The organism is Brevundimonas sp. ZS04 (assembly GCF_001956865.1).
In the GTDB taxonomy this organism is placed as follows: Bacteria; Pseudomonadota; Alphaproteobacteria; order Caulobacterales; family Caulobacteraceae; genus Brevundimonas; species Brevundimonas diminuta.
In genome coordinates, this window is sequence record NZ_MTHE01000009.1 from 99,666 (window position 1) to 122,802 (window position 23,137).

Annotated in this window: 25 protein-coding genes, 1 tRNA gene and 1 pseudogene; 12 read left to right on the forward strand and 15 right to left on the reverse strand. The window is 70.2% G+C overall.

Translation table 11 applies throughout. The features are described 5' to 3' along the window. Positions 1-146: 146 nt before the first annotated feature. Entirely contained in the window at positions 147-1,502 is a 1,356-nt protein-coding gene (locus tag BJP32_RS12380; RefSeq protein WP_046652356.1) for a M23 family metallopeptidase, read from the forward strand. Between the two features lie 20 nt (positions 1,503-1,522). Here BJP32_RS12380 and BJP32_RS12385 read toward each other — a convergent pair whose 3' ends face one another. The 7 genes and pseudogenes from BJP32_RS12385 to BJP32_RS12410 form a co-directional block, all read right to left on the reverse strand. Then, on the reverse strand, positions 1,523-3,175 hold the full coding sequence (locus BJP32_RS12385; RefSeq protein ID WP_076224349.1) for a TadG family pilus assembly protein: 1,653 nt from the start codon (positions 3,173-3,175) through the stop codon (positions 1,523-1,525). A 1-nt stretch (position 3,176) separates the two neighbouring features. After that, complete coding sequence (locus BJP32_RS12390) at positions 3,177-3,596, reverse strand: TadE/TadG family type IV pilus assembly protein (RefSeq protein WP_112999565.1); 420 nt, start codon at positions 3,594-3,596, stop codon at positions 3,177-3,179. Positions 3,597-3,710: 114 nt separating this feature from the next. After that, a complete protein-coding gene (locus BJP32_RS12395; RefSeq protein WP_003166223.1) occupies positions 3,711-4,118 on the reverse strand; it encodes a hypothetical protein in 408 nt (135 codons plus the stop codon). A gap of 26 nt (positions 4,119-4,144) precedes the next feature. Next, positions 4,145-4,501 carry a hypothetical protein gene (locus BJP32_RS12400; protein WP_003166224.1) on the reverse strand — a complete coding sequence of 119 codons (357 nt, stop codon included), beginning with the start codon at positions 4,499-4,501 and terminating at the stop codon, positions 4,145-4,147. A gap of 99 nt (positions 4,502-4,600) precedes the next feature. Next, on the reverse strand, positions 4,601-4,885 hold the full coding sequence (locus tag BJP32_RS17705) for a hypothetical protein (RefSeq protein WP_003166225.1): 285 nt from the start codon (positions 4,883-4,885) through the stop codon (positions 4,601-4,603). A gap of 169 nt (positions 4,886-5,054) precedes the next feature. Next, positions 5,055-5,252 (reverse strand): annotated as a pseudogene (locus tag BJP32_RS17910) (LuxR C-terminal-related transcriptional regulator); the annotation flags it as partial. Positions 5,253-5,381: 129 nt separating this feature from the next. Further along, positions 5,382-5,458 (reverse strand) — tRNA-Arg (locus BJP32_RS12410). Positions 5,459-5,595: 137 nt separating this feature from the next. Here BJP32_RS12410 and BJP32_RS12415 point away from each other — a divergent pair. Then, the gene (locus tag BJP32_RS12415; RefSeq protein ID WP_083673989.1) at positions 5,596-6,882 is read left to right on the forward strand and encodes a hypothetical protein; all 1,287 of its coding nucleotides are present in this window, start codon (positions 5,596-5,598) and stop codon (positions 6,880-6,882) included. Between the two features lie 70 nt (positions 6,883-6,952). Further along, entirely contained in the window at positions 6,953-7,258 is a 306-nt protein-coding gene (locus BJP32_RS12420) for a hypothetical protein (protein WP_040346247.1), read from the forward strand. A gap of 52 nt (positions 7,259-7,310) precedes the next feature. On the opposite strand, the gene BJP32_RS12425 is transcribed toward BJP32_RS12420, so the two are convergent. Then, the gene (locus BJP32_RS12425) at positions 7,311-7,949 is read right to left on the reverse strand and encodes a TlpA disulfide reductase family protein (RefSeq protein WP_046652369.1); all 639 of its coding nucleotides are present in this window, start codon (positions 7,947-7,949) and stop codon (positions 7,311-7,313) included. Here BJP32_RS12425 and argH point away from each other — a divergent pair. Genes argH through lysA form a run of 3 tightly spaced genes read left to right on the forward strand, consistent with a single transcriptional unit; the run spans position 7,948 to position 10,925 of the window. Next, on the forward strand, positions 7,948-9,366 hold the full coding sequence (gene argH, locus BJP32_RS12430; RefSeq protein WP_046652370.1) for an argininosuccinate lyase: 1,419 nt from the start codon (positions 7,948-7,950) through the stop codon (positions 9,364-9,366). The genes BJP32_RS12425 and argH overlap by 2 nt on opposite strands. A gap of 11 nt (positions 9,367-9,377) precedes the next feature. After that, a complete protein-coding gene (locus BJP32_RS12435; RefSeq protein ID WP_046652811.1) occupies positions 9,378-9,614 on the forward strand; it encodes a hypothetical protein in 237 nt (78 codons plus the stop codon). Positions 9,615-9,650: 36 nt separating this feature from the next. After that, positions 9,651-10,925: a diaminopimelate decarboxylase gene (gene lysA / locus BJP32_RS12440; protein WP_076224352.1), complete on the forward strand. Its 1,275-nt coding sequence runs from the start codon at positions 9,651-9,653 to the stop codon at positions 10,923-10,925. A 3-nt stretch (positions 10,926-10,928) separates the two neighbouring features. Here lysA and BJP32_RS12445 read toward each other — a convergent pair whose 3' ends face one another. Beyond that, entirely contained in the window at positions 10,929-11,468 is a 540-nt protein-coding gene (locus tag BJP32_RS12445; RefSeq protein ID WP_046652372.1) for a phosphoribosyltransferase, read from the reverse strand. Positions 11,469-11,538: 70 nt separating this feature from the next. Beyond that, positions 11,539-12,342 (reverse strand): DUF3426 domain-containing protein, encoded by an 804-nt coding sequence (locus BJP32_RS12450; RefSeq protein ID WP_052747979.1) that lies wholly within the window; start codon positions 12,340-12,342, stop codon positions 11,539-11,541. 69 nt (positions 12,343-12,411) lie between these two features. Between BJP32_RS12450 and BJP32_RS12455 the strand changes: the two genes are divergently transcribed. Genes BJP32_RS12455 through BJP32_RS12475 form a run of 5 tightly spaced genes read left to right on the forward strand, consistent with a single transcriptional unit; the run spans position 12,412 to position 16,253 of the window. After that, positions 12,412-13,155 carry a cell division ATP-binding protein FtsE gene (locus BJP32_RS12455; RefSeq protein ID WP_095046032.1) on the forward strand — a complete coding sequence of 248 codons (744 nt, stop codon included), beginning with the start codon at positions 12,412-12,414 and terminating at the stop codon, positions 13,153-13,155. Next, the gene (locus BJP32_RS12460) at positions 13,152-14,033 is read left to right on the forward strand and encodes an ABC transporter permease (RefSeq protein ID WP_046652374.1); all 882 of its coding nucleotides are present in this window, start codon (positions 13,152-13,154) and stop codon (positions 14,031-14,033) included. Before BJP32_RS12455 ends, BJP32_RS12460 begins: the two co-directional genes overlap by 4 nt. Before the next feature lie 10 nt (positions 14,034-14,043). Then, positions 14,044-14,700 (forward strand): YdcF family protein, encoded by a 657-nt coding sequence (locus BJP32_RS12465; RefSeq protein WP_046652375.1) that lies wholly within the window; start codon positions 14,044-14,046, stop codon positions 14,698-14,700. After that, entirely contained in the window at positions 14,697-15,410 is a 714-nt protein-coding gene (locus tag BJP32_RS12470; RefSeq protein ID WP_003166234.1) for a 1-acyl-sn-glycerol-3-phosphate acyltransferase, read from the forward strand. Before BJP32_RS12465 ends, BJP32_RS12470 begins: the two co-directional genes overlap by 4 nt. 51 nt (positions 15,411-15,461) lie before the next feature. After that, complete coding sequence (locus BJP32_RS12475) at positions 15,462-16,253, forward strand: MipA/OmpV family protein (RefSeq protein ID WP_046652376.1); 792 nt, start codon at positions 15,462-15,464, stop codon at positions 16,251-16,253. Between the two features lie 64 nt (positions 16,254-16,317). Here BJP32_RS12475 and hisC read toward each other — a convergent pair whose 3' ends face one another. Genes hisC through BJP32_RS12490 form a run of 3 tightly spaced genes read right to left on the reverse strand, consistent with a single transcriptional unit; the run spans position 16,318 to position 19,224 of the window. Beyond that, entirely contained in the window at positions 16,318-17,433 is a 1,116-nt protein-coding gene (hisC, locus tag BJP32_RS12480) for a histidinol-phosphate transaminase (protein WP_046652378.1), read from the reverse strand. Positions 17,434-17,464: 31 nt separating this feature from the next. Then, positions 17,465-18,157, reverse strand: a complete 693-nt coding sequence (locus BJP32_RS12485) for a hypothetical protein (RefSeq protein WP_046652379.1) — start codon at positions 18,155-18,157, stop codon at positions 17,465-17,467. Next, positions 18,157-19,224, reverse strand: coding sequence for a DUF2125 domain-containing protein (locus tag BJP32_RS12490; protein WP_046652380.1), 1,068 nt, complete (start codon positions 19,222-19,224; stop codon positions 18,157-18,159). Before BJP32_RS12490 ends, BJP32_RS12485 begins: the two co-directional genes overlap by 1 nt. A 102-nt stretch (positions 19,225-19,326) precedes the next feature. Between BJP32_RS12490 and BJP32_RS12495 the strand changes: the two genes are divergently transcribed. Beyond that, entirely contained in the window at positions 19,327-19,761 is a 435-nt protein-coding gene (locus tag BJP32_RS12495; RefSeq protein WP_046652382.1) for a VOC family protein, read from the forward strand. Between the two features lie 5 nt (positions 19,762-19,766). Here the strand turns inward: BJP32_RS12495 and ybaK are convergent, their stop codons facing one another. Beyond that, positions 19,767-20,240, reverse strand: a complete 474-nt coding sequence (gene ybaK, locus BJP32_RS12500) for a Cys-tRNA(Pro) deacylase (protein ID WP_046652383.1) — start codon at positions 20,238-20,240, stop codon at positions 19,767-19,769. A 2-nt stretch (positions 20,241-20,242) separates the two neighbouring features. Beyond that, the gene (locus tag BJP32_RS12505) at positions 20,243-23,092 is read right to left on the reverse strand and encodes an ATP-dependent DNA helicase (protein WP_046652385.1); all 2,850 of its coding nucleotides are present in this window, start codon (positions 23,090-23,092) and stop codon (positions 20,243-20,245) included. Between the last annotated feature and the right edge of the window lie 45 nt (positions 23,093-23,137).

A 23,137-nucleotide genomic window follows, 5' to 3' on the forward strand; every position in this document is an offset into this window, starting at 1 on the left:
GCCACGTTAACCAATCGTAACATTCCATCTTCCCAAGATGGGACGTGCGGGCTATACGGCTCGCTTCGCGTTCGTCGGGCGACCGGCAAACGCGTCGAGATTCGACTGTTTTGGCGCGGAACGCGTCGCCGACTTGCCGGGGACCCATGGCTCAGTTCGATCCTCGCCGCCAGCCTGTCCGGCTCGCGCCGCACCTGCTGACGACCTGCGCCGCTGTGGGCATCGCCCTGCTGGCCGGTCGTGGATATGAACAGGTGAAGGCCGAGGAAGTTCCGGCCCTGACCGCGGCGCAGATCGAATCGCTGGAAGCCCAGGCCTACGCCGCCGCCGCCGCGCCGGCCGGCATGACCGCCCCGGAAGCCATCCCCGTCCAGATTCGCCGCGGCGAGACCTTCGAGCAGGCCGTGCGCCGCACCGGCATCGGCGCCGACGAGGCCCGCGCCGTGGCCGCCACCGTCGCCAGCGCCTTCGACCTGAAAGACATGCGGGCGGGCCTGCGCTTCGAAACCGCCGTGTCCAAGCCGCGCGGCGGCCTGGGCGACGCCCGCCTGATCGGCCTGACCATGCGCACCGGCCCGGCCAGCCAGCTGACCGTGTCGCGCAGCTTCGACGGCGCCCTTCGCCTGCGCTCGCTGGACGAGAAGATCACCGAGGAAACCGTCGTCGCCAACGACAAGGTGCAGCGCTCCCTGTCGGCCAGCGCCCGCGAACTGGGCGCCACCTCGGCCGTGGTGCGTCGCGCCAGCCAGCTGTTCGCCCACAAGTTCGACATGCAGCGCGACGTGCGCGCGTCGGACGAGTTCACCCTGGTCTTCGACCGCACGGTCACGGAATCGGGCCGCACGGTGGAAACCGGCGAACTGCTCTACGCCGAGCTGAAGGGCCACGCCTTCTACCGCTTCCAGCCCGCCGGCTCAAAGACGGCCCAGTATTTCGACGCCACGGGCAAGAACACGCGCACCGCCATGATGCGCACCCCGCTGCAGAACTTCCGTCGCGTCAGCTCCAACTTCGGCGTCCGCACCCACCCCATCTCGGGCTATCGCAAGATGCACCAGGGGATGGACTTCGCCGCCTCCACCGGCACGCCGGTCGTGGCCCCCGCCGACGGCGTGGTGGTCGAGGCTCGTCGCTGGGGCGGTTACGGCAACTGGCTGCGCATCCGCCACTCGAACGGCCTGGAAAGCGGCTACGGCCACCTGTCGCGCTTCGCCTCGGGCATGCGCGCCGGTCAACGCGTGACCCAGGGCCAGGTCGTGGCCTACGTCGGTTCGACCGGCGCCTCCACCGGCCCGCACCTGCACTATGAAATCTGGCGCAACGGCCAGCGGATCAATCCGGCCGGCATTAAGACCCAGGAAGGCACCGTCCTGGCGGGCGCCGATCTGGCCGCCTTCCGCGCCGAGAAGGCCCGCATCGACCGCGTCATCGCCGCCGGCGGCCAACGCCGCCCGGCCGCCGTGCAGCAAGCCGCCAACGGCCTGCGTCCCGCCGAGGGCTGATCCCCTTCCAAGCGCTGATCTCAGCCGACCAGTTGCGGAACGCCGCCCTGGTTCGGACAGCGCACGCCATGCGCCCAGACGTCGGCCTCGCCTAGCCGAACGCCGAGCAGCTCCAGCAGCGGCTGAACCACGCCGTCCAGCACCGGCCCCAGCGGCGTCAATACAGCCGTCAGAAGTTGGGTCACCAGGTGCAGCGGTATGCCCAGGGCCGTCAGCTTGGTGTCCCGCAACAGGGTCGTCAGCAGCCCATTCGCAAACCCCTTGGCCTTGACGCTCTTGGGCTGCGCCGAACCGATCTCAGCCCCTGTAAAGCGCAGCTCGCTCCATTCCATATCCGCGACCTGAATATCGGCGCTGCCCTCGACGGCGATCAGCAACACAGACACCAGCCTGGCCGGGCTGACCTTAAGCTCGGACTTGAAGTCGCGCAGGCGCTTCTCGTCGACCTCGCCCAGACGCACGCGGGCCACGCCGGGCCGCGCCTCGATCAAGACACGCGGCTCGCCCTGGCACTGCACCGCCTTCAGCCGCGCCTCGGCGCTGGCCGCCTCGACCAGGATGGGAACCTTGACCTGCGCCAACAGGCCGACCAACGGGACTTTGTCCAACGCCGTCGCCTTCAGATAGAGGCGCGTCTGCACCGTGCGGATGATGGGCTCGCCAGTGCTGGTCACGGTCAGCCAGGGCGCGCGATTGGGTCGCTCGCCGATGGCCAGCATGACGTCGAGATCCGCCAGCCCGGTGCGGGCGCCCACGTCCAGGGCCAGCTGACGCTCCTGATTGGCGGTCTGCAGCGTCGCCATCAACAGGTCCATGGCCGAAACCTCGGCGTTCAGTCCGCGCCGCAAGCCTTCGCGCGCATCCGCCTCGACGCCGATCAGTTCATCCAGCTTCACCGTCGCGCTCGCCGGAAGGCGAGTCAGCTTGCCCAGCGCGCTCTGGGCGCCCGAGCCGGCCACGGCCTCCAACGCCTTCAGCACCTGGCCGGTCTGGGCCTCATGCGCCAGCAAGGCGTCATAGTCGCCCGCGGTGACGCCCAGCTCCGCCGCCAGGGCGTCCGAGAATTGCAGCAGATTGACCCGCCCGTCGGCCAGGGCGCGATAATCCATCACCGTCAGCGACACATGGCTTCCCAACAGGCCGGACAACAGGGCGTTGGCCAGGCCCCCGTCCAGGCTCGCCAGCCGCGAGCCGATGGAAAACATGGCGCTGGGTTGGCCGCCCGGCAGGGCCGCCGTCGCCGACTTGGACACCGTCACGCTGTCACGGCCCATGATCCAGCGGCCGAAATAGAGCGGCGCCGGCGCGCTCAGAACCACGCGGGCGGCGTTGGGGCGGGCCGCGCCAGGGGTGAAGCGTGCAGCGGGCTTCAACCGACGATCCGGCGTATAGCCGCCGAGCTGAAGCCGCACGCTCGCCAGATCCGCCAGATTTGCGCGGGCGGTGTCGGCGGCGGCGGCCTCGGTCCGCGCCAAAGGCTGCGACAGGGTCTGGGCGGCGGCCAGGGCCGACAGGTCCGCCGCGCCCTGCACCTCGCGCCCCTTTAGCACCATGGAGCCCACATCCACCGCCAAGGCCGCTGCGATACAGATCAGAGCGCCGAACACGGCCGCCATGACGGCCACCCCGCCCCGGTCGTCGCCCCAGCAGCTTATACGGCGGCGCGGGCGCATCTCAGCTCTCCTCGACGCGGATGACGGCGGCGCGACGAATGGTGCGGGGCGGCGGCACCGTCAGCGGCGACAGGGCCATCAGCGGATGACCGCCCGCATCATAGGCGACCTCCACCCTGACCCGCCCCGGCTCGGCCCGCACCCCCACGACCGCGTCGGCGGCCTTGAGGCCGAGATCCTTCAGCTGCGTCTCGACCACCTCTCGTGCAAGTTGTTCCCGCTCGGCGGCATCCAGCCCCGCGATCGCCGCCCGCGCGCCCTCGGATACGGCCGACTGGACCGAATGCGCCATCCAGAACCAGGCGCCGTAGACGATCATCCCCACCAGCAGCAGGAAGAACACCGGCCCTACAAGGGCGAACTCAACCGCCGCTGCGCCCTCGCGCTCTGCGCCCCGGATACGTGCATAGCTTCGCATCATCGCACCTCATGACGCGACGATCATCATATTTACAACTTAAAGGAGAATGTAGGCGCGTGATGAATACGCCCTAACCCTCGCTGGCGTACAACAAGCGCCCAGCGGCGCGCGGGCTTAAACTCGCGACCGGCTGCGCCTTCTCGTGAGGCTCCCGATCATGAGAGAGCCGATCACGCCGATGTTCCAGACATAGTAGGCCGAGATATAGCCCCACTGCTCCAGCTGCAGATTGGAGGCGAAGGCGTAATGGGTGGCCAGCACCAGGAATTGGAAGCCCGCCGCTGCGATTAACCACCGACGGCCGCTGCTGACGACGCCGTACAGAAGGAGCAGGAACACCCCCGCGTCCGCTCCGATCGCGAACCAGGGCGGCGACCGATGATCGAACGGGGCGACGGCCGAGATCACCCCCGCCACGATGATGGCGATCGCCACAGCGCGCTCCCAGGGGCCGCCGCGGACGAGGGCGAGCCCCGTCGCAACGGCCAGCAGGATGATCGTGAACAGGAAAATGGGCGACATGGCGCACCATGCCACCCACAGACGATTCAGCCCACCCGTTCGATGAGCGAGAGACGGACGTTGCGCGGAATCTGCTGGTCCTCCTTGTCCAGGCCGACCAGTTGCACGCCGCGGAAGCGCGTCGTCTCCTTCACATTGGCGAGGGCCTCGTGCAGCTCGACCATTGCGGCCTGGGCGGCGACCTGGGCCGCCATCGCCCTGGCCAGGGCGTCAAACGCCGGCTGGCCGACGGTGGCGGACAGGCCCGCGTCCTTTCGACCGCGGGTCAGGGCTTGGGCGAGGCCCCCGAGACGTTCGATCGATTGATCCTGCCCGTCCTCGGCCCGTTTGAGCGCGCGCTGTATGCGCGAGGCGATCAAGGTCGCCTGCTCGGTTCTCTTCATCAGTTCAATGTCTTCCGGTATTGAAGCCGGCGAACCTTCAGGAGCCGTACCGCAGCTTCTGCAGTACGAAGGCGAACTGTTCGGCGCCGGCTGCGGCTGTCAGGATCCAGGCGGCTGCCGCGGCGACGCCGAAGACGATGAGGATGCTTCCCAGACGCCCGAGTCCGACTGGGTCGGCGCGAAGTTCACGTCCAACATGGCCGCTGCGATATAGGCCAGCTCCCTCATCACGCCGCTCGGCGTCAGGAACGGCGCCTGCTTGCGCGCCCCCTCCATGAGGAGAGGCAGCATCCGGCGCTTGGCGGAGGTCGTCGCCATCTTCATGAAGAGGGCTTCGGCCTCGCCCCAACGCAGGGTGGGGATGGGATCGTTGCTCGAAAACATAGGGCGTCCTTTCGGCGCCCCCAGTCGATGCGATCAGCCCCTCGGCGGGTATTGGGAACGAGCCCGATTGGGAACCGCCCCCAACGCCTTCACGGGCCGCCAGGGCCAGCGCGGCGGCGATGCGGTTCTCGACCTGCAGCTTTCTGGTCGCGTTCTCGCAATGGCGGTCCACCGTGCCCGGGCGAATGCCCAGCTCCCGCGCAATCTGCTTCGAGTTGAAGTGCGCATGGACAAGCCGGAGGCATTGGCGCTCTCTCTCGGTCAGCAAGGCTACGGATTCAGTCACGCCTTCCACCTGCGACGATCGTTCGACGATGAATGTCGCCCGCCGTCCTGAGCGACACAAGCCGGCATGACCGTCGCACACACTGTCGAGGTCCGGCTAGTGGAACGGACGCATCAGCCCGCCGCATTGGCGATGCGAATGCTCTCAGATCGGGTCCAACCGCAGTGATTATACACGCGCCTGAGGGATTCAGCATCATGCTTGAAGAAGTGGCGCACCCGACAGGATTCGAACCTGTGACCTCTGCCTTCGGAGGGCAGCACTCTATCCAGCTGAGCTACGGGTGCGTACGCGGCGCGAGGGCCGGACGGCGGTGCTTACAGCATGGGCCGGATCGTCTCAATCCCTGAATCTCGGCGCGACGTCCCTTCTTGGCGCATGGCGCGCGACGGCCTAGCGTGCCGGTTGAAGAGAGGGAGCATCCATGCGCGTCATCACCATCGCCGCCCTGGCGGGCGCCGCCGCCCTGCTGGCCGCCTGCGCCGCATCGCCGAAGTCGGCGAGCGACAGTCTGGACGCCGTAGCCCGCGACTATGTCGCCTTGACGCTGGAGATCGGCGAGCGCGAGCCGGGCTATGTCGACGCCTATTACGGCCCGCCCGAATGGGCCGAGGCGGCCAAGGCCAATCCGCGCGCCCTGCCCCAGTTGGCCGAAGGCGCGGCCGCCCTGACCCGACGCCTTGAGGCCCTGCCCGAACGGGGACTGGACGACCAGCGCCGCCAGCGCCGCGCCTATCTGCTGGCTCATGTCTCGGCGGCCTCGGCGCGGCTGCGGATGCTGCAGGGCGAGAAGCTGGGGTTCGCCGACGAGGCCGAGGCCCTGTTCGGGGTGCGGCCGGAGCTGCGGCCGCTGTCCTCCTATGATCCGGTTCTGGCGCGCATCGACGCCCTGGTCCCCGGCGAAGGGCCGCTGGCCGAGCGGGTCGCCGCCTTCCGCGCCCGCTACGTCATTCCCAAGGACCGACTGGATACGGTGATGCGCGCGGCCATCGCCGAGTGCAAGGCGCGCACGGAACGCCATATGGCCCTGCCCGCCGGCGAGACCTTCACGCTGGAGTTCGTCAACGACAAGCCGTGGTCGGGCTACAACTGGTTCAAGGGCGGCGCCTTCAGCCTGATCCAGGTGAACACCGACCTGCCCATCTACATCGACCGGGCCGTCGATCTGGGCTGCCACGAAGGCTATCCCGGCCACCACGTCTACAACGCCCTGCTGGAGCAGACCTTCGTCAAGGACAAGGGCTGGGTCGAGATGAGCGTCTATCCCCTGTTCAGCCCCATGTCCTTCATCGCCGAGGGCAGCGCCAACTACGGCATCGACCTGGCCTTCCCCGGCCATGAGCGTACCGAGTTCGAGGCGCGCGTGCTGTATCCGCTGGCGGGGCTGGACCCGGCGACGGCCGAGGCCCAGACGCAGCTTCTGGCCCTGACACGCGAGCTGGCGCGGGCGGAGTATACGGTGGCCGACGACTATCTGGCCGGGCGGATCGACCGCGAGACGGCGCTGGACCAGCTGCAGAAATACAACCTCGTCGCGCGCGACCGGGCGGCGCAGCGGCTGAGCTTCATCGAGACCTACCGCTCCTATGTCATCAACTACGGCCTGGGCCGGGACATGGTGCAGGCCTGGGTCGAGCGGCAGGGGCCGGACCACTGGAAGACGACGGAACGGCTGCTGGCCAGCCAGACGCTGCCAGTCGATCTGGACTGAGGCGGTTCGCAACCCGCAGCGGGCCAGGGGCGTTAACGCCAAGGTTCAAATCTCAGAGGGGCTTTCACCCATGCGTATCCGTATGCTGACCATCGCCGCAGCCTCGGTCCTGGCGCTCGGCGCCGCCGCCTGCACCCAGGCCGAACAGCAGAAGGCCGAGGCCAACGCCGAAGCCGCCGGCGACAAGGCCGCAGACGTCGCCGCCCAGACGGGCGAAGTCGTCGAGTCCGGCGCCATGAAGGCCGCTCAGGCGGTCGAGGAAGGCGCGGGCAAGGTCGCCGACAAGCTGGAAGACAAACAGGCTCAGGCCGCCGCCGAGGGCCGCCCCGGCGCCGTCGATCCGGCCACGGACACTCGCGTCCCGGCCAAGAACTAGGACATCAACCGGAGCCCTCCCTTCCCCTGCAGGAGGGAGGGCCTTCGTCGGCTTAAGCCTCCGCCAGCAGGTGATCGACCAGGGCCTTGGCCTCGGCGCTGGCCCAATCGGCCTCGCCGGTCAGGACGGCGCGCACCCGGCCCTGACGATCCAGCAGAATGGTCTGGGGCATGGCGCCCTTGCCCGGAAACTCGAAGGCCAGCTGGAATTTTGGGTCGATATAGAATTCCAGCGGCGCGTTTTCGGCGATGAAGGCCCCCGCCTCACCCGCCGTCTTCTCCACATCCATGCTGACGGTGACGACGGCGAAATCCTCGCGCGCCTTGTAGTGGTCGGCCAGGGCCGCCAAGGTCGGCATCTCGATCTTGCACGGCGCGCACCAGGTGGCCCACAGGTTCACCACCGTCACCTTGCCCGCGAAGTCGGCCAGGCGGACGTCGCCGCCGTCGGCGTTCTTGAACACATAGCCGGACACCGCCTGAAAGGCGTCTTGAGAGGCGGGCGTCTGCAGCGCCGCCAGCGATCCCTTGGCGAAGGCCGCCAACTGCGGGTCGACAGTCTCGGCTGCGGCAGGTGCGGACTCTTTGCTTCCGCCCTTCTGATTGACGTATAGCAGCGCCGCGCCCACGCCGATCACGCCGATCGCCGCGAACGTCGCCACGCCCGCCCAAGTCCGCCCAGAGCCGCTCATGTCCGATACGCCTTCCAAACCACAGCAAGATGTCCCCGCTCAGGGGCAGTCTCTATGGGGCGGACGCTTCAGCGCCAAGCCCGCCGACATCATGCAGGCCATCAACGTCTCCATCGGCGTCGACAAACGCCTGTGGGCGCAGGATCTGGCCGGATCGCGGGCCCATTGTCGCATGCTGGCCCAGCAGGGCATCATCCAGCCGGCCGACGCCGAGGCCATCCTGGGCGGTCTGGACGTCATCGAGGGCGAGATCCGGGACGGCTCCTTCCCCTTCCGCGACGCCTATGAAGACATTCACATGAACGTCGAGGCGCGCCTGTCGGAACTGATCGGCGAGCCGTCAGGGCGCCTGCACACGGCGCGCAGCCGCAACGATCAGGTAGCGACGGACTTCCGCCTGTGGGTGCGCGACGCCTGCGACCGCACCGTGGCGCAGTTGAAAGATCTGCAAGGCGCCCTGCTGGACCGGGCGGAACAGCATGCGGGCGACCTGATGCCGGGCTTCACCCATCTGCAGACGGCCCAGCCTGTGACCTTCGGCCACCATCTGATGGCCTATGTCGAGATGTTCGGCCGTGACGCTGGGCGCTTCGCCGACGCCCGCGCCCGCATGAACGAGAACCCGCTGGGCGCCGCGGCGCTGGCCGGGTCGCCCTTCCCCATCGACCGCCACATGACGGCCAAGGCCCTGGGCTTCGACCGCCCGATGGCCAACAGCCTCGACGCCGTATCGGATCGCGACTTCGCGCTGGAAAGCCTGGCCGCCGCCTCGATCGCGGCGGGCCACCTGTCGCGTCTGGCCGAAGAGATCGTGGTGTGGATGACGCCGATGTTCGGTTTCGCCACCCTGCCCGACGACCTGACCACCGGCTCGTCCATCATGCCGCAGAAGCGCAACCCCGACGCGGCCGAGCTGGTGCGCGCCAAGACGGGCCGCATCAACGGCGCCCTGATCGCCCTGACCACGGTGATGAAAGGCCTGCCGCTGGCCTATTCCAAGGACATGCAGGAGGACAAGCCGCCGGTGTTCGAGGCCTTTGACGCGCTCGACTTGGCGCTGACGGCCATGACCGCCATGGTCGCCGTGATCCGCCCCAACACCGAAAGGATGGCCGCCGCTGCGGGCGCGGGCTTCTCGACCGCCACCGACCTGGCCGACTGGCTGGTGCGCGAACTGAACCTGCCCTTCCGCCAGGCGCACCACGTCACCGGCGCCGCCGTGAAGCGGGCCGAGGCCCTGGGCCTGGGGCTGGGCGAATTGCCGCTGACGGAATTGCAGGCCCTGGATGGCCGGATCACCGAAGGGGTGTATGAAGTGCTGACGCCCGAAGCCTCCTGCGCCAGCCGCCAGAGCTTCGGCGGCACGGCGCCGGAGCAGGTCCGCGCGCGCATCGCCGACTGGAGAAGCCGCCTGTGACGAAGACGTCTGTGAAGAAGACACTGATCCTCGCGGGCGCCGCCGCCCTTCTGCTCTCGGCTTGCGGCCGCATGGCCGACCTCGAACCGCCGCAGGGCGCGACGCCGAAGAAGCAGACCGAGCGCGCCATCCGCGACCGCTCGGCCGAGCACCTGCCGGAGCCGGCGATGCAGAACCTGCCGCCGCGCCAGATGCCCATCGACAACGGCACGTCCGACCCGTTCGGCAAGCCGCCGCCGATGAACTGAGCCTTCGCTCCGACCTTCTGACTGGACTCCCCGCCGGTGCACCATTTCGATCTCAAGGACGGCGTCCTGTACGCCGAGGGCGTCTCGCTGGAGGCGCTGGCGGAGACGGTCGGCACCCCGACCTACGTCTATTCCTCGGCGACGCTGCGCCGTCACTACGGCCTGCTGCGCGAGGCGTGCGACGCGCATAAGGGCGCGCTGGGCGACGCCCTGATCGCCTTCGCGGTCAAGGCCAACTCCAACCTGTCGGTGCTGGCCACGCTCGCGAAACTCGGCTGCGGCGCCGACACCGTGTCCGAGGGCGAGATCCGCCGGGCCCTAGCCGCAGGCGTTCCGGGCGAGCGCATCATCTTCTCGGGCGTGGGCAAGACCGACGCCGAACTGGCCTTCGCCATCGACATCGGCGTGCGCCAGATCAACGTCGAATCCTCGGCCGAACTGGACCGGCTGATCGCTGTCGCGGCCGACAAGGGCGCGGCGCCCGCCATCGCCATCCGCGTGAACCCCAAGATCGGCGCGGGCGGCCACGCCAAGATCACCACCGGCGGCGCGGGCGACAAGTTCGGCGTGCCGGTCGAAGAGGCGATGGCGCTCTACGCCCGCGCATCAAACTCGCCTCACGTCACGCCCGTGGGCCTAGCCTGCCACATCGGCAGCCAGATCACCGACCTGGCCCCGCTGGAAGCCGCCTTCCGGGTGCTGCGCCAGATGACGGAGAGCCTGCGCGCTGACGGGCACAACGTCACCCGCCTCGACCTCGGCGGCGGCCTGGGCGTGCCTTATTACGGCGAGACGGCGACGCCCTCTCCGGCTGACTATGTGGCCATGGCCGCGCGCGTACTGGACGGACTGGGCGTCGAGGCCGCCTTCGAACCGGGCCGCCTGATGGCCGCCAACGCGGGCGTGCTGCTGAGCCGCGTCATCCAGGTCAACGAGCGGACCGACGGCCGCCGCTTCCTGGTGCTGGACGCGGCGATGAACGATCTGATGCGTCCGGCCCTCTACGACGCCTTCCACGACCTGAAGCCGGTCCGCCCGGTCGAGGGCGCCGCCCTGCCCTACGATGTCGTCGGCCCCGTCTGCGAGACCGGCGACACCTTCGCGCGCGATCGCGACCTGCCGCCGCTGAGGGCGGGCGACCTGGTCGTCTTTATGAGCGCCGGCGCCTATGGTGCGGTGATGAGCGGCGAATACAACACCCGCCCCCTGGCCGCCGAGGTTCTGGTCGACGGCGAACGCTACGCCGTCATCCGTCCGCGCCCGACCTATGAGCAAATGTTCGCCCGCGAGCCGATGGCCGACTGGCTTTAAGCCTCAGTCCAGGGCGCAGATGTCCGGCAGGCCGCGCATGCCGCCCGCGTGGTCCAGGCCGTAGCCGACCAGGAACCGGTTCGGCGCCTCCCAGCCGACGAAGTCGGGCTCGGGCGCACGGGGCTTGGGCCAGGGCTTGCGGGCGAAGACGCAGGTCAGCACCTCGGCCGCGCCCGCCTCCTTGGTGATCCGCACCGCCTCGGCCAGGGACAGGCCGGTGTCGAACACGTCGTCCAGGATCAGCACCTTCCGCCCATCGAGCGAGCGCTGATAGGGGGCGCGGACCTCAATCCGGCCCCGGCTGGTCTGTTCGTCGCCGTAGGAGGCCAGCCACAGGGCGTCGAAACGGACGTTGCGGCCCTCGCGCGCCAAGGCGCGGGTCAGGTCAGCGGCGAACCACAGCCCACCGGTCAGCAGGACGGCGGCCACCGTCTCATCGTCGACATGCGGGGCGATGCGGCGCGCCAGATCGGCCACGACGGCCTCGATCTCGGCCTGGGACAGAAGAACCGTGGGGGCGGGGGTCGCTTGGATGTCAGCCATGCCCCCGCCGATACCGCCTGGACGGGGGCGGTGTCGAGAGGCGAACCGGCTGGATCAAGGTCGAGACCGCTCAGCGGCGCAGACCGCCGTCTTCCCGCACGGCGCTGTCGTCCGAGGTCTTTGCGCGCGGCGCGGAGGTCGACTTGGAGGACGCCTTGGCGGCAGGCCTGGGCGCGTCCTCAAGCAGATAGTCGACGCTCAATCCCGCCACCCGCCCCTGCGGATCAGGAATGACCACGGCGAAGCCCTGAACCTGCCCCGGCAGGATGGGCGGCCCGTCCAGCCGCAGGACGCGGCGCGTCACCGTGGCGCCTTTGGCGTCCTTGAGGACCACGACCAGCGGCGGCGGGACGACTTCGATGTCGCGAATATTGCGCAGCGCGCCTGACACCAGGGTGCGGCCGGGATCGTGCGGCGTCGTGCGGCCCCGCAGCGCCTCGACCTCCAGCCCGACGGTGTTCACGTCCAGACCCAGCGACTTGTAGACCCCCGCCGCCGGGGGGAAGGCGCGGGCGATCTCCTCGCGGAACAGGACGCCGCCCGTCAGCAGGCCCAGCACCACGGCCGCCGCCGCCGCCCAGGCCGCCCCCGCCGCCGCCGCCTGACGCACGCGACGCTTGCGCTCGGCCTTGGCGCGGAAGGCGCGGGGCAGTTCCGGCGCCGGGGTCTCGGCGAAGGTGTCATAGTGCGGCGCGGCCTCGGCCTCAGCGGCCGGAGCGGCGGCCGGCTCCAGCTCCAGCTCCAGAGGGGCGTCTTCCAGGGTCGCGCGCCAGTCGTGGCCGCACGCCTTGCAGCGCACGCGACGGCCGTTCGGGCCGATCGCCTCGTCGGAAACGAAATAGCTAGTGGCGCAGGCGGGGCAGGTCAGTATCATGTCAGCTGACTGCGAGGCTTATCGCCCCCTCCTGTCGCGGCGCAACGCCCCGGTCCAATACGAAACTCGATGCCCGATCCGATCCGCCGCGCCGCCGACCCTGACTCCGCGCCTGACGCCGTCCGCCTCAGGGGCGTGGGCTTCGGTTATGCGGACAGGCCCGCCGTGCTGCGGGACGTTAACCTTACTCTGCCAAACGGCTCTTTCCACTTCCTTACCGGACCCTCGGGCGCGGGCAAGTCCTCGCTGCTGCGGCTGCTGACCCTGGCCGCGCGACCGCAGGCGGGGCGAATCAGTCTGTTCGGCCAGGATGTGACCCAACTGCCCCGCCGCGAGGTTCCCGCGCTTCGCCGCCGCATGGGCGTCATCTTCCAGGACTTCCGCCTGCTGGACCATCTGTCAGCCTTCGACAACGCGGCCCTGCCGCTGCGCCTGGCAGGCGAGCGCCCGGCCGAATACGCCGCCGACGTGCAGGAGATGCTGCGCTGGGTCGGCCTAGGCGCGCGGCTGGACGCCCTGCCGCCGACCCTGTCCGGCGGCGAAAAGCAGCGCCTCGCCATCGCCCGCGCCGTGGTGGCCCGCCCGCGCCTGATCCTGGCCGACGAGCCGACCGGCAGCGTCGACCGGCCGATGGGCGAGAAACTGATGCGGCTGTTCCAGTCGCTGAACAAACTGGGCGCCACCGTGCTGATCGCCAGTCACGACGAGGCCCTGGCCGAGCGCAGCGGCGCCGCCGTGCTGCGGCTGGAAGGCGGACGCCTGGCGCAGATCGCGCCCGGCCCGGCGCCCGCCGCGCCGGAGGGCCTCGCATGATCGGCCGCTTCCGCAGCGCCCAGCCCGAACTGCTGCCGCGCGAGGCGGGCGGCGAACGCTGGCTGGTCGTGGTCATCGCCGTGCTGTGCTTCCTGGCCTCGATCGCCGCCGTCGGCGCCCTTGCCGCCGACCGGGCCGCGCACGGCTGGGCGCGGCAACTGCGGGCCGAGGCGACCGTGCAGGTGCGCCCGCGCGTCGACGAGACCGGCCCCGCCGCCGCCGCCCGCGCCGCCGAGACCCTGGCCGGGGTCGACGGCGTGGCCGAGGCCCAGGCGATGGACCGCAAGGCCGCCGAAGCCTTGCTGCGCCCCTGGGTCGGCGAGGCGGCCCTGCCCGACCTGCCCCTGCCCTATCTGGTCATCGTCCACCTGGACCCGAAAGCGCCCGCCAGCGCCCCCAGCCTGAGCCGCGCCCTGGCCGAGGCCGGGCTGGACGCCACCGTCGACGACCACAGCCTGTGGCGCGGCGAGGTCGAGCGGTCGGCGGGCCTGATCACCGCCCTGGCCGGAGCCGCCTTCCTGCTGATCGCGGCGGCGACGGCGGCGGCCATCGCCTACGCCACCCGCGCGGGCATGGCGGCCCAGGCCGCGGTGATCGAAACGCTGAGCCTCAACGGCGCCTCGGACGGCGCCGTCGCCACCCTGTTCCAGAAACGCTTCGGCCTGCTGGCCGCGACCGCGGGCGCGGCGGGCGCGGGGCTGGCGGCGTTGATGCTGGCCGGGCTACGCCTGATTGGCGGCGAAGGCGGGCTGACTCCGGCCCTACCGCTGGCCTGGGTCGATCTGCTGGTGCTGATCGCCTGCCCCTTGCTGGCGGGCGCCGTCGCCGTCCTGGCCGCCCGCCTCACGGCGCTGGCGAAGCTGGGCCAGCGTAGCTAGTTAGTCTCCTATGAAGTTCCTGACGCTGATCGCCGTGGTGGCGCTGATGTGGCTGACGGGCCTGTTCGTCTTCGCCGAACGGGTGCGCGGCTTCACGCCTGCGCCCGACCCCGCGCGCGCCGACGCCATTGTCTCTCTGACCGGGCCGTCGGCCGAGCGCGTCAACGCCGCCATCCGCCTGCTGGAACAGGGCAAGGGCGACCGGCTGCTGATCTCGGGCGTCAACCGTGAAGTCCGCCGCCAGGAGCTGCGCGCCCTGACGCCGGGCTCCAGCAAGCTGTTCAACTGCTGCGTCGACCTGGGCTTCGAGGCCGAGAACACCGTCGGCAACGCCCAGGAGATCGCCGCCTGGGCGCGGTCCAAGGGCTATGACGACCTGATCGTCGTCACCTCCGACTATCATATGCCGCGCAGCCTGCTGGAGATCCGCGGCGCCGCGCCGGGCGTGCGGCTGACGCCCTACGCCGTCTCCACCCCGTCGCTGGACAACGCCGGGTGGTGGCGCGCGACCGAGACGGCGCGGCGCATGACGCTGGAATACATGAAGTACCTAGCCGTGCTCGGCCGCGAGGGGATGCACCGCCTGACCGGCCGTCACCCCGAACGCCCCGGCCCGACCGCCGAGGTCGACGCTGACGCCTCCGAACCGAACAAGGCCGCCGCATGACGACCGTCCGATCCCTGATCTTCACCCTGTGGCTCTACCTGTCGATGCCGCTGTTCGCCATCGGCCTGTCGCCGGCGCTGCTGATGCCGCACGGCGTCGCCATTGCGGTGATCAAGCTGTGGGCGCGCTTCGTCCTGTTCGGCCTGCGCTGGATCGCCGGGGTCAAGGTCGAGGTGCGCGGGCTGGAGCATCGCCCGACCGGCCCGGCCCTGATCGCCGCCAAGCACCAGGGCATGCTGGACGTCATCGCCCCGTTCGCCTTCCTGGACGACGCCTGTTTCGTGATGAAGAAGGAGCTGATGCCCCTGCCCTTCTTCGGCTGGTTCGCCTGGAAGACGAAGATGATCGCCGTCGACCGCGCCGCCCACGCCAAGGCGCTGAAGGACATGGTGCGCCAGACCCGCGCGCGTCTGGCCGAGGGTCGTCAGATCCTGATCTTCCCCGAAGGCACCCGCACAACGCCGGGCGAACCGGCGGACTACAAGCCCGGCGTCGCCGCCATCTATCGCGACGTGGACGCGCCCTGCTGGCCGGTCGCCACCAACTCGGGCGTGCATTGGCCGGCTCACGGCTTCAAACGCTATCCGGGCACGGTCGTTTTCGAGTTCCTGCCGCCGATCCCGGCCGGGCTGAAGCGCGCCGCCTTCATGGCGGAATTGGAAAGCCGGATCGAAACGGCCTCAACCGCCTTGTTGCCGCCCAAAACCTAAGCTTTGGAGAGCGAGACCCTATATCATCAGCTGTTGACCTAGGACTCGTTCATGACCGCACACAGCCCTCTCCGCCTCGCGCTGCTGGCGGCGGCCCTCTCAGTCCTGCCGGTGTCGGCCCTGGCGCAGTCGCAACCGTTCATCCCGGCTGAGACCCCTCAGACGTGGAAGGTCGATGTCGGCGGCGGCGTCGTGCGCGGCTTCAGCGCCACCGGCAGCAACAGCGACGAGGCCAACGTCACCGCCTGGGGCTCGGCCTCCTATCGCGACATCGTCTACGCCAACGGTCTGGACGGCCTGGGCTGGAATGCAGTCAAGCGCGACGGCTTCCACGCGGGGGTGCAGTTGCGTCCGCGTTTCGCCGCAGGCGACATCGACGGCATGGATCGCCCGGACCTGGGCGCCGACGCGGCGCTCTACGCCTTCAAACGGCTGCCGGGGAATATCGTCGTGGGCGGCCGTATCCAGCATGACGCCACCGGCGACGACGCCGGAATGGAATACTACGGCTCCATCAGCCACCAGCGCGTGACTCGCGTCGGCCTGTTGCAGACCATGGCCTATATGCGCGGCGCCAGCGACGAGCGGGTTCAGCGCTATTATGGCGTCAGCGCCGCCGAGGCCGCGAGCAGCGGCTTGACCGCCTTCGAACCTTCGGGCGGACTGTCGGCGGCAGGGGCGGCGGCCCTGCTGGCCATCCCGATCGGCGATCGCTACGGCATGGGCGCCTTCGTCAACTACGAACAGCGCCTGGGCGACATCAAGGACAGCCCCCTGATCGAGGACGACTACATCTGGCGCGCCGGGGTGATTGGCGTGGTGCGCTTCAACAGCGGGGACTAGACCATTATCGATCGGGAATAATCCATCCCGATCCAGATCAATGGTCCGCTTAAGTCCTAACGCGTCAGCGCGCCGCGAACTCGCTGAGGGCGTCGAGGACGGCGCGGTTCTGGTCCGCCGTCCCGACCGTCACCCGCAGGCAGTCCGGCAGGCCGTAGCTCGCCACGCCGCGCACGATGATCCCCCGGGACTGCAGATAGTCCTGCGCCGCCGAGGCTGGGCGTTTCGCGTCAGGGAAGCGGATCAGGATGAAGTTGCCCGAGGCGGGCAGAACCTCGAACCCGAAGCCGCGCACGGCCTGGATCAGGCGCGGCCGCCACTCGGCCACCAGATCGCGCGAGGCCTTCTGGTGCGCCTCGTCGCCCAGGGCGGCGATGGCCGCCTCGATCCCCGGCACGGAGACGTTGAACGGCAGGCGGATGCGGTCGATGGCCTGCTCGACCGCCAGCGGCGCATAGCCGAAGCCGACTCGCAGGCCGCCCAGGCCGTGCAGCTTGGAGAAGGTGCGGGTGACGACGACGTTGGACGCCGTGCGCGCCAGGTCGAAGGCGCTCTCCCAGTCCGGTTCGGTGACGAACTCGGCGTAGGCTTCGTCGACCACCAGGATGACGTGGGCGGGCAGGCCCGCGTGCAGGCGGCGGATCTCCTCGCCCGTGGCGTAACTGCCGGTCGGATTGGCGGGGTTGGACAGATAGACCAGCTTGGTCCGCTCATCGACCAGGGCCAGCATGGCGTCGACGTCGGCACGGAAATCCGGTTCGGCCGCCAGTCTGACCTCGGCCTGACAGGCGCGGGCTGAAATCTGATAGGCGACGAAGGCGTACTGGCTGGTAACGATGTTGTCCCCGGCTTCCAGATAGGTCTGGTTCAGCAGGGCGAAGACCTCGTCCGAGCCGTTGCCGAAAATCAGTCGTTCCGGCTCCAGCCCATGCGCCTCGGCCACGGCCGCGCGCAGACGGTCGGCCCGGCCGTCGGGATAGAGGTGGATCGAGGACACGGCGGCGGCGAAGGCCTCGCGCGCCTTTTCGCCTGCGCCCAGAGCGTTCTCGTTGGAGGACAACTTGATCGGCTTGGCCACCCCGGCGATGGCGCTCTTGCCGCCGACATAGGGGGCGATGTCCAGCACGCCACGCTTGGGTTGAGGCGCGCCGTCGGACGGCGCCTGGTTCGCTTCAGTCATGCGCGCGTCATCCCCTGCCGATCGCAATTTGTCAGAAGACGGGAGCGGCGCCGATGACGCCGGTCAGGCCGCCGGGCGCGCCGTCCAGCCTGACGTCTTCCGCCTGCACATAGCCCGTCAGGACGAACAGCTTCAACCCGCCTCCGCCCGACAGAAATTCGGCCGCCAGACCGGCCTGGCCCAGGGCCTCGACGATACGCGCATCCGGCCAGCCGCTGTCCGTGACCCAGAAGGTGCGGTCGTCGCCCGTCGGTCCCGGCGCCTCGGTCCCGACCAGCAGGGCGCGCGGCGTCCCGGCCGCGTCATCCGGCAGGGCCGCGATGACCTTCAGCATGGGCAGGGCCAGCAGCCGCCCCCACCACGGCCGCGCCGACAGATCGATCAGGGCGCGCATCTTCTGCGCCGCGCCGTCGCGCACGGCGATCAGGGCCTGGTCCGCCTCGGCCATCGGCCGCGCCGCCAGCCCCCAGCGATCGGCCGCCAGCACCGACGACAGCGCTCCGCAGGCGATCAAGGGCCGCCCGTCCGCCGCTTCCAGTCGTCCCAGCACGGCGCGCACCGCCGCCTTTTCCGCCAGGCTCGCACCTTGCAGAACGGCGCGCAGGGCGATGGCGTCGCCGTCGACCGAGCCGCGCGGCCCCGCCGCCAGCCGGGCGCGGACGGCCTCAGCCACGGCCCGCTCCAGCGACAGGCGCGCTTCGTCGGCGGGCGGCTCCGTCAGCATCAGAACAGCTGCGGCGCAGGCGCCAGGGCGAACGGCCCCAGATAGGTGCGGCCGCCGCGGAACAGGATGGCCAGCTCCACGCCCTGGCCGTCGTCGCCGGTCCCGCCTTGAGGTGTGGCAGCGGCGGCCTTGGCGGCGGCCGCGCGGTCCAACGAACCGCCCTGCTGGGCACCCGCCAGGCCGACGATGGCCGCCAGCGGCTTCTCGGCGCGCACGAAGACCTGACCCTCCAGCCGCCCCTTGGCGTCCGCCGACAGGGCGTCGCTGGAGACGAAGGCCTTGCTCTCGCCCGCCTGAAGCTGGCCCTTCACGTCGATGAAGCGTCCGCCCGCCGCCGTCCAGGCGGTCAGCAGCCCCTTGGCGTCCGCCCCCTTGCGCAGGGCCGAGGCCTTTTCGATCACCGCCTCGATCTGGGCGTTCAGCATCCCCGACTGGGTGAAGCCTTCAATGGGTCCGTTCGCGCGCCCTTCGCCGTCGACCAGACGGAACAGCACGTCCACGTCATCGGTCGGCGTGTCCGAGCCGACCAGATGCGGCCGCATGTAGAACTGCACCAGACGCGCCTGCTTCAGCGGGAAGGGCTCGGCGTCCGGCAGGGCGGTGAAGACCGGCTTCTCCAGCTCCAGAGCCACATTGGGCCACCGCTGGGTCAGGCCGTGCACGCTCATGCGGATGCCCTCGGCGCGGATGGCGGTCTTGCCCTTTTCGCCGCGCGTGACGGTCAGGCCGTTCGGCGCCGCCAGCACCCAGCGCGTGGGGTTGTAGGCGTTGGCCTGGGCGATCATCTCGGGCGCCGCGATCGCATGGCCGGACGGAGCGACGACGTCCAGGTGCTTGATCGTCACCCGCGCGTGCATGGGCCAGCCGGTGGTGGCGATTCCGGCGTGCTCGATGGTCCAGCCGCTCTCCTTCAGCCCGGCGATCTTGGCCTCCATGCGGCGCTCGATCTGCTGGGTCAGGAAGAACCACCAGCCGGTCCACAGGACCAAGCCCACGGCGACGATGACGAAGGGGATGATCAGCCCCTTGCGGCTGTGATGCGGGGCGGCGGCGCTCGTGTCGGTCATGTGCGCGCTTTAGCAGGACGCGAGGCTGCTGACACGTCCTGTCAGCAGGAACAGGCCAGGTTGCCGTCCGTTCGAATCGCAATCTGACAGGAGACGAAGACCATGGAGACGCAGCAGCTTCATCGCGGTCGGCTGATCGATCATCTGCAACTGGTGACGCCGGACCTTGAGGCCAGTCGTCGCTTCTACGGCGCGGTGCTGGAGGCCCTTGGCGTGCCGATCGCCGGCGAAGCCGAACGCTTCTTCTGGGCCGACGAGCTGTTCGTCTCGGCGGTGGACAGCATCGCGGCGCAGGGTCGGCCGACCGGCCGTTGCCACCTGGCCTTCCAGGCCAGGGATCGCGCCATGGTCGAGGCCTTCCACAAGGCGGGCCTGGCGGCGGGCGGAACCGACAACGGCGCGCCGGGCGAGCGGCCCTATCACCCCGGCTACTACGCCGCCTTCCTGCTGGACCCGGACGGCAACAACATCGAGGCGGTGTTTCACGGCGAGGCCGAGCGTTCCGCCGCCAGCGTGGTCGTGACGTTCGAGAGCTAGGCCGATCAGGCGGTCAGGTCCGCCCAGGTCGCCGCGCTGGCCCGCGCGGCCTCGTCGGGCGCCAGCTCCAGCAGCAGGCCGCGCTGGCCGCCGTTGATCAGCACCCGGTCGAACAGGATCGCCGTCTCGTCGATGAAGGTCGGGACGGCCTTGCGCTGGCCGAAGGGACTGACGCCGCCGACCTTGAAGCCGGTCAGACGCTCGGCGTCGGCGGGCTTCATCATCTGCGCCGACTTGCCCCCGGCGGCGGCGGCCAGCTTCTTCATGCTGACCTCGCAGTCGGACGGCACGACGACGCAGACGGGCTTGGCGTCCACCAGGGTCATCAGCGTCTTGAACACCTGCTCGGGCGCCCAGCCGAGGGCCTCGGCCGCCTGCAACCCCACGCGCGGCGCATCGGGATCGTAGTCGTAAGGGTGCAGTTCGAAGGCGACGCCGGCCTTGCTCAGGGCGACGGTGGCGGGGGTGGTGCGCGACATGGTCAGTCGGTCTGCTCCGCCAGGAAGCCCTTGGTCAACTCCACCGTCTCGGCCAGGCCCAGGCGCAGGACCTCCGTCCCCGGCGGCAGGGCGGCGAACAGGCGCGTCGGGCAGGCGGCGTCCAGCATGACGAAGACGCCCCGGTCGTCTGCCCGGCGGATCAGACGGCCGAACGCCTGAGCGATCCGCCCGCGCGCCAGGGCGTCGTCCCACGAACGTCCCCCCGAGCCTGTGCCGAACCGCTCGCGCCGCGCCTTGTGCAGCAGGTCCGGGCGCGGCCACGGCACGCGGTCGAAGGCCAGAACGCGCAAGGACCGGCCCGGCACGTCCACCCCGTCGCGCACGGCGTCGGTGCCCAGCAGACAGCTGTCCCGCTCGGCCCTGAAGACGTCGACCAGCGCTCCGACCTCCAGCGGATCGACGTGCTGGGCGTAGAGCGGCAGGCCCGCCCGCGCCAGTTCGGGCCCCAGCCGCTCATAGACCGCCTTCAGCCGCCGGATGGCGGTGAACAGACCCAGTCCTCCGCCGCCCGCCGCCAGGAACAGTTCGCGCATGGCCGCCGCGATCTGGCGCGGGTCGTCCTTGACCAGGTCATTGACGACGATGACCCGGCTGTTGGTCGCATAATCGAAGGGGCTGTCGACCTTCAGCGTGCGCGCCGGTTCGATCAGGCGCGCGGCCCCGGTCCGCAGCCGGGCGAGGTCGAAGGGGTCTTCCGCCGCCGGATCGGTCAGGGTGGCCGATGTCACCAGCACCCCGTGCGACGGCATGACCACCGCCGCCTCCAGCGGTACGGTCGGATCGATCCAGTGGCGACGCAGGGCCACGTCGTGGATACGGCCGAAAGCCGCTTCTGCGCTTAGCCAGTCGACGAAGTCAGGATCGGGTTCGTCGCCCCCTTCCTCCAGCGCCGCCAGCATGGAACACCAGCCGGGCAGGGTCATGCGCGCGCGCCGGTCCAGCCCGCGCAGCGAGCCCTCGATGCGGGCGCGGGCGGCGCCGTCCAGCTCGGCCGCCTCCTCGTCGAGGATGTCTTCCAGATGGCGCGACAGGGCGAGCAGCGGCGCCTCGACGGCGGCGATGGCGCGGGCGGCCTCGCGCGCGGCCTCAAGCACCGGCTCGGCGACGGGACGCAGGGCGCATTCGAGGCCGAACTCGGCGGCGCCGGTCTCGGCCGCGCGGGCGCGCAGCTGCTCCAGCGCCGCGACCAGAAACCGCTCGATCGGCCCGATGGGGTTCACTTCGCCCGACGCCGGGGCGATACGGCCCGACACCCCTTCGCCGGGCAGTTGGGCGGCGGCCTGCAGCGCGTCCTTCAGAGCCTTAGCGGCGGCTTCATTGTCGGCGGTCAGGTCGCCCAGCCGCTGTTCAAGCCCCCGCCCGCGACGGCCGCGCCCTTCCGGCCCGCGGATCCAGCGGCGCAGCTCGGCCGCCTCCTGCCCCGACAGACACGCTGAGAAAGCGCTGTCGGCGGCGTCGAACAGGTGGTGGCCCTCGTCAAAGACGATGCGCTTCAGCGCCGCCGTCTCGCCGTCCTGCTTGAGTCCGCGCGCCGTGCGGGCGCCGTCGAAGGCGGCTTGCGTCATCACCAGCGCATGATTGGCCACCACCAGATCGGCTCGACGGCTGGCGCGAATGGTCTTTTCGACGAAGCACAGGCGATAGTGGGGACAGGCGGCGTGGACGCACTCGCCGCGCCGGTCGACCAGATTGGCCGGGCCCGCCTGATGCATGGGCGCGGTCGCATAGAGGCCGGACAGCCAGCCGGGATAGTCGCCCCCGGTCATGTCGCCGTCGCGGGTATGGGCGGCCCAGCGCGCGGCCAGGGCCATGCCGATCAGGTCGCCGTTCCCCAGCTGCGCCGCCTGCACCATGTCCTGAAGATTCAGCAGGCACAGGTAGTTTTCGCGCCCCTTGCGGACCACCGTCTTGCGGCGACGTTCGGCCTCATCGGGCCACAGGGCGCGGCTTTCGCGGTCGATCTGGCGTTGCAGGGCGCGGGTGTAGGTCGAGATCCACGCTGCGCCTGCGTTACGCTCGGCCCACAGGCTGGCGGGCGCCAGATAGCCCAGGGTCTTGCCGGTCCCGGTCCCCGCCTCGGCCAGCAGGACGCGCGGGCGGCCCTCCTCATTGCGGGGGGAAAAGGCGTAGGCGGCCTCGGCCGCATAGTCGGACTGGGCGGGCCGCGTCTCGTCCAGTCCCGAGGCCTGAAGCAGCTTGTCCAGGCGGATGCGGGCGCTCTCGGAATCGACGGGGGACGACCCGGCCTCGCCGCGCGGGGCCTCGTCCTCCCACTCCTGCAAACGCGCCCAGACGTCGAGACCCGAGCCGCGCTGCTGGCGGCTCCGCAACGGCCCGGCGCGCAGGGCCTGAAGCACCCGCGACGCCCAGCCCCAGCCCGCCCGCTCCAGCGTCAGGGCCAGCGTGTAGGCCTCCTCCCGCCCCGGATAGGCGGGCGCGGCCAGCTCGGCCAGCAGGTCGGCGGCGGCGGCCCTCAGGGCGGCGGCCTGCGCCTCGGCCCCCCTCGGCTCCTCGCGCCCGAGCGCCAGCGCCAGGCCCGTGGCCGACGGCGCGCAGAACCGGGCGGGACGCACGAAGGCGAACAGCTCCAGCGCATCCAGCATCTCGACCGAGCGCGGCGGCGGCGCCAGACCCAGACGCCGCGCAGTCAGTCCGGCGTGGGCGACGATGACGGCTCCGCCCGTGAACAGGCCCTCGGCGGCGCCGCGCCCGATCTTTCGCGCGCCCTGATCGTCGCACACGGCGCCGGCCCCCGGCGGCGTAGCCAACGCGGGCGGCAGGTCGAACGTCAGCGACGACGCGGTGCTGATCTCGGCGGATTCGACAGTCACCCTCGCTAGATAGCGCCAGAGGTGACGAAACGGAACGGGAACATG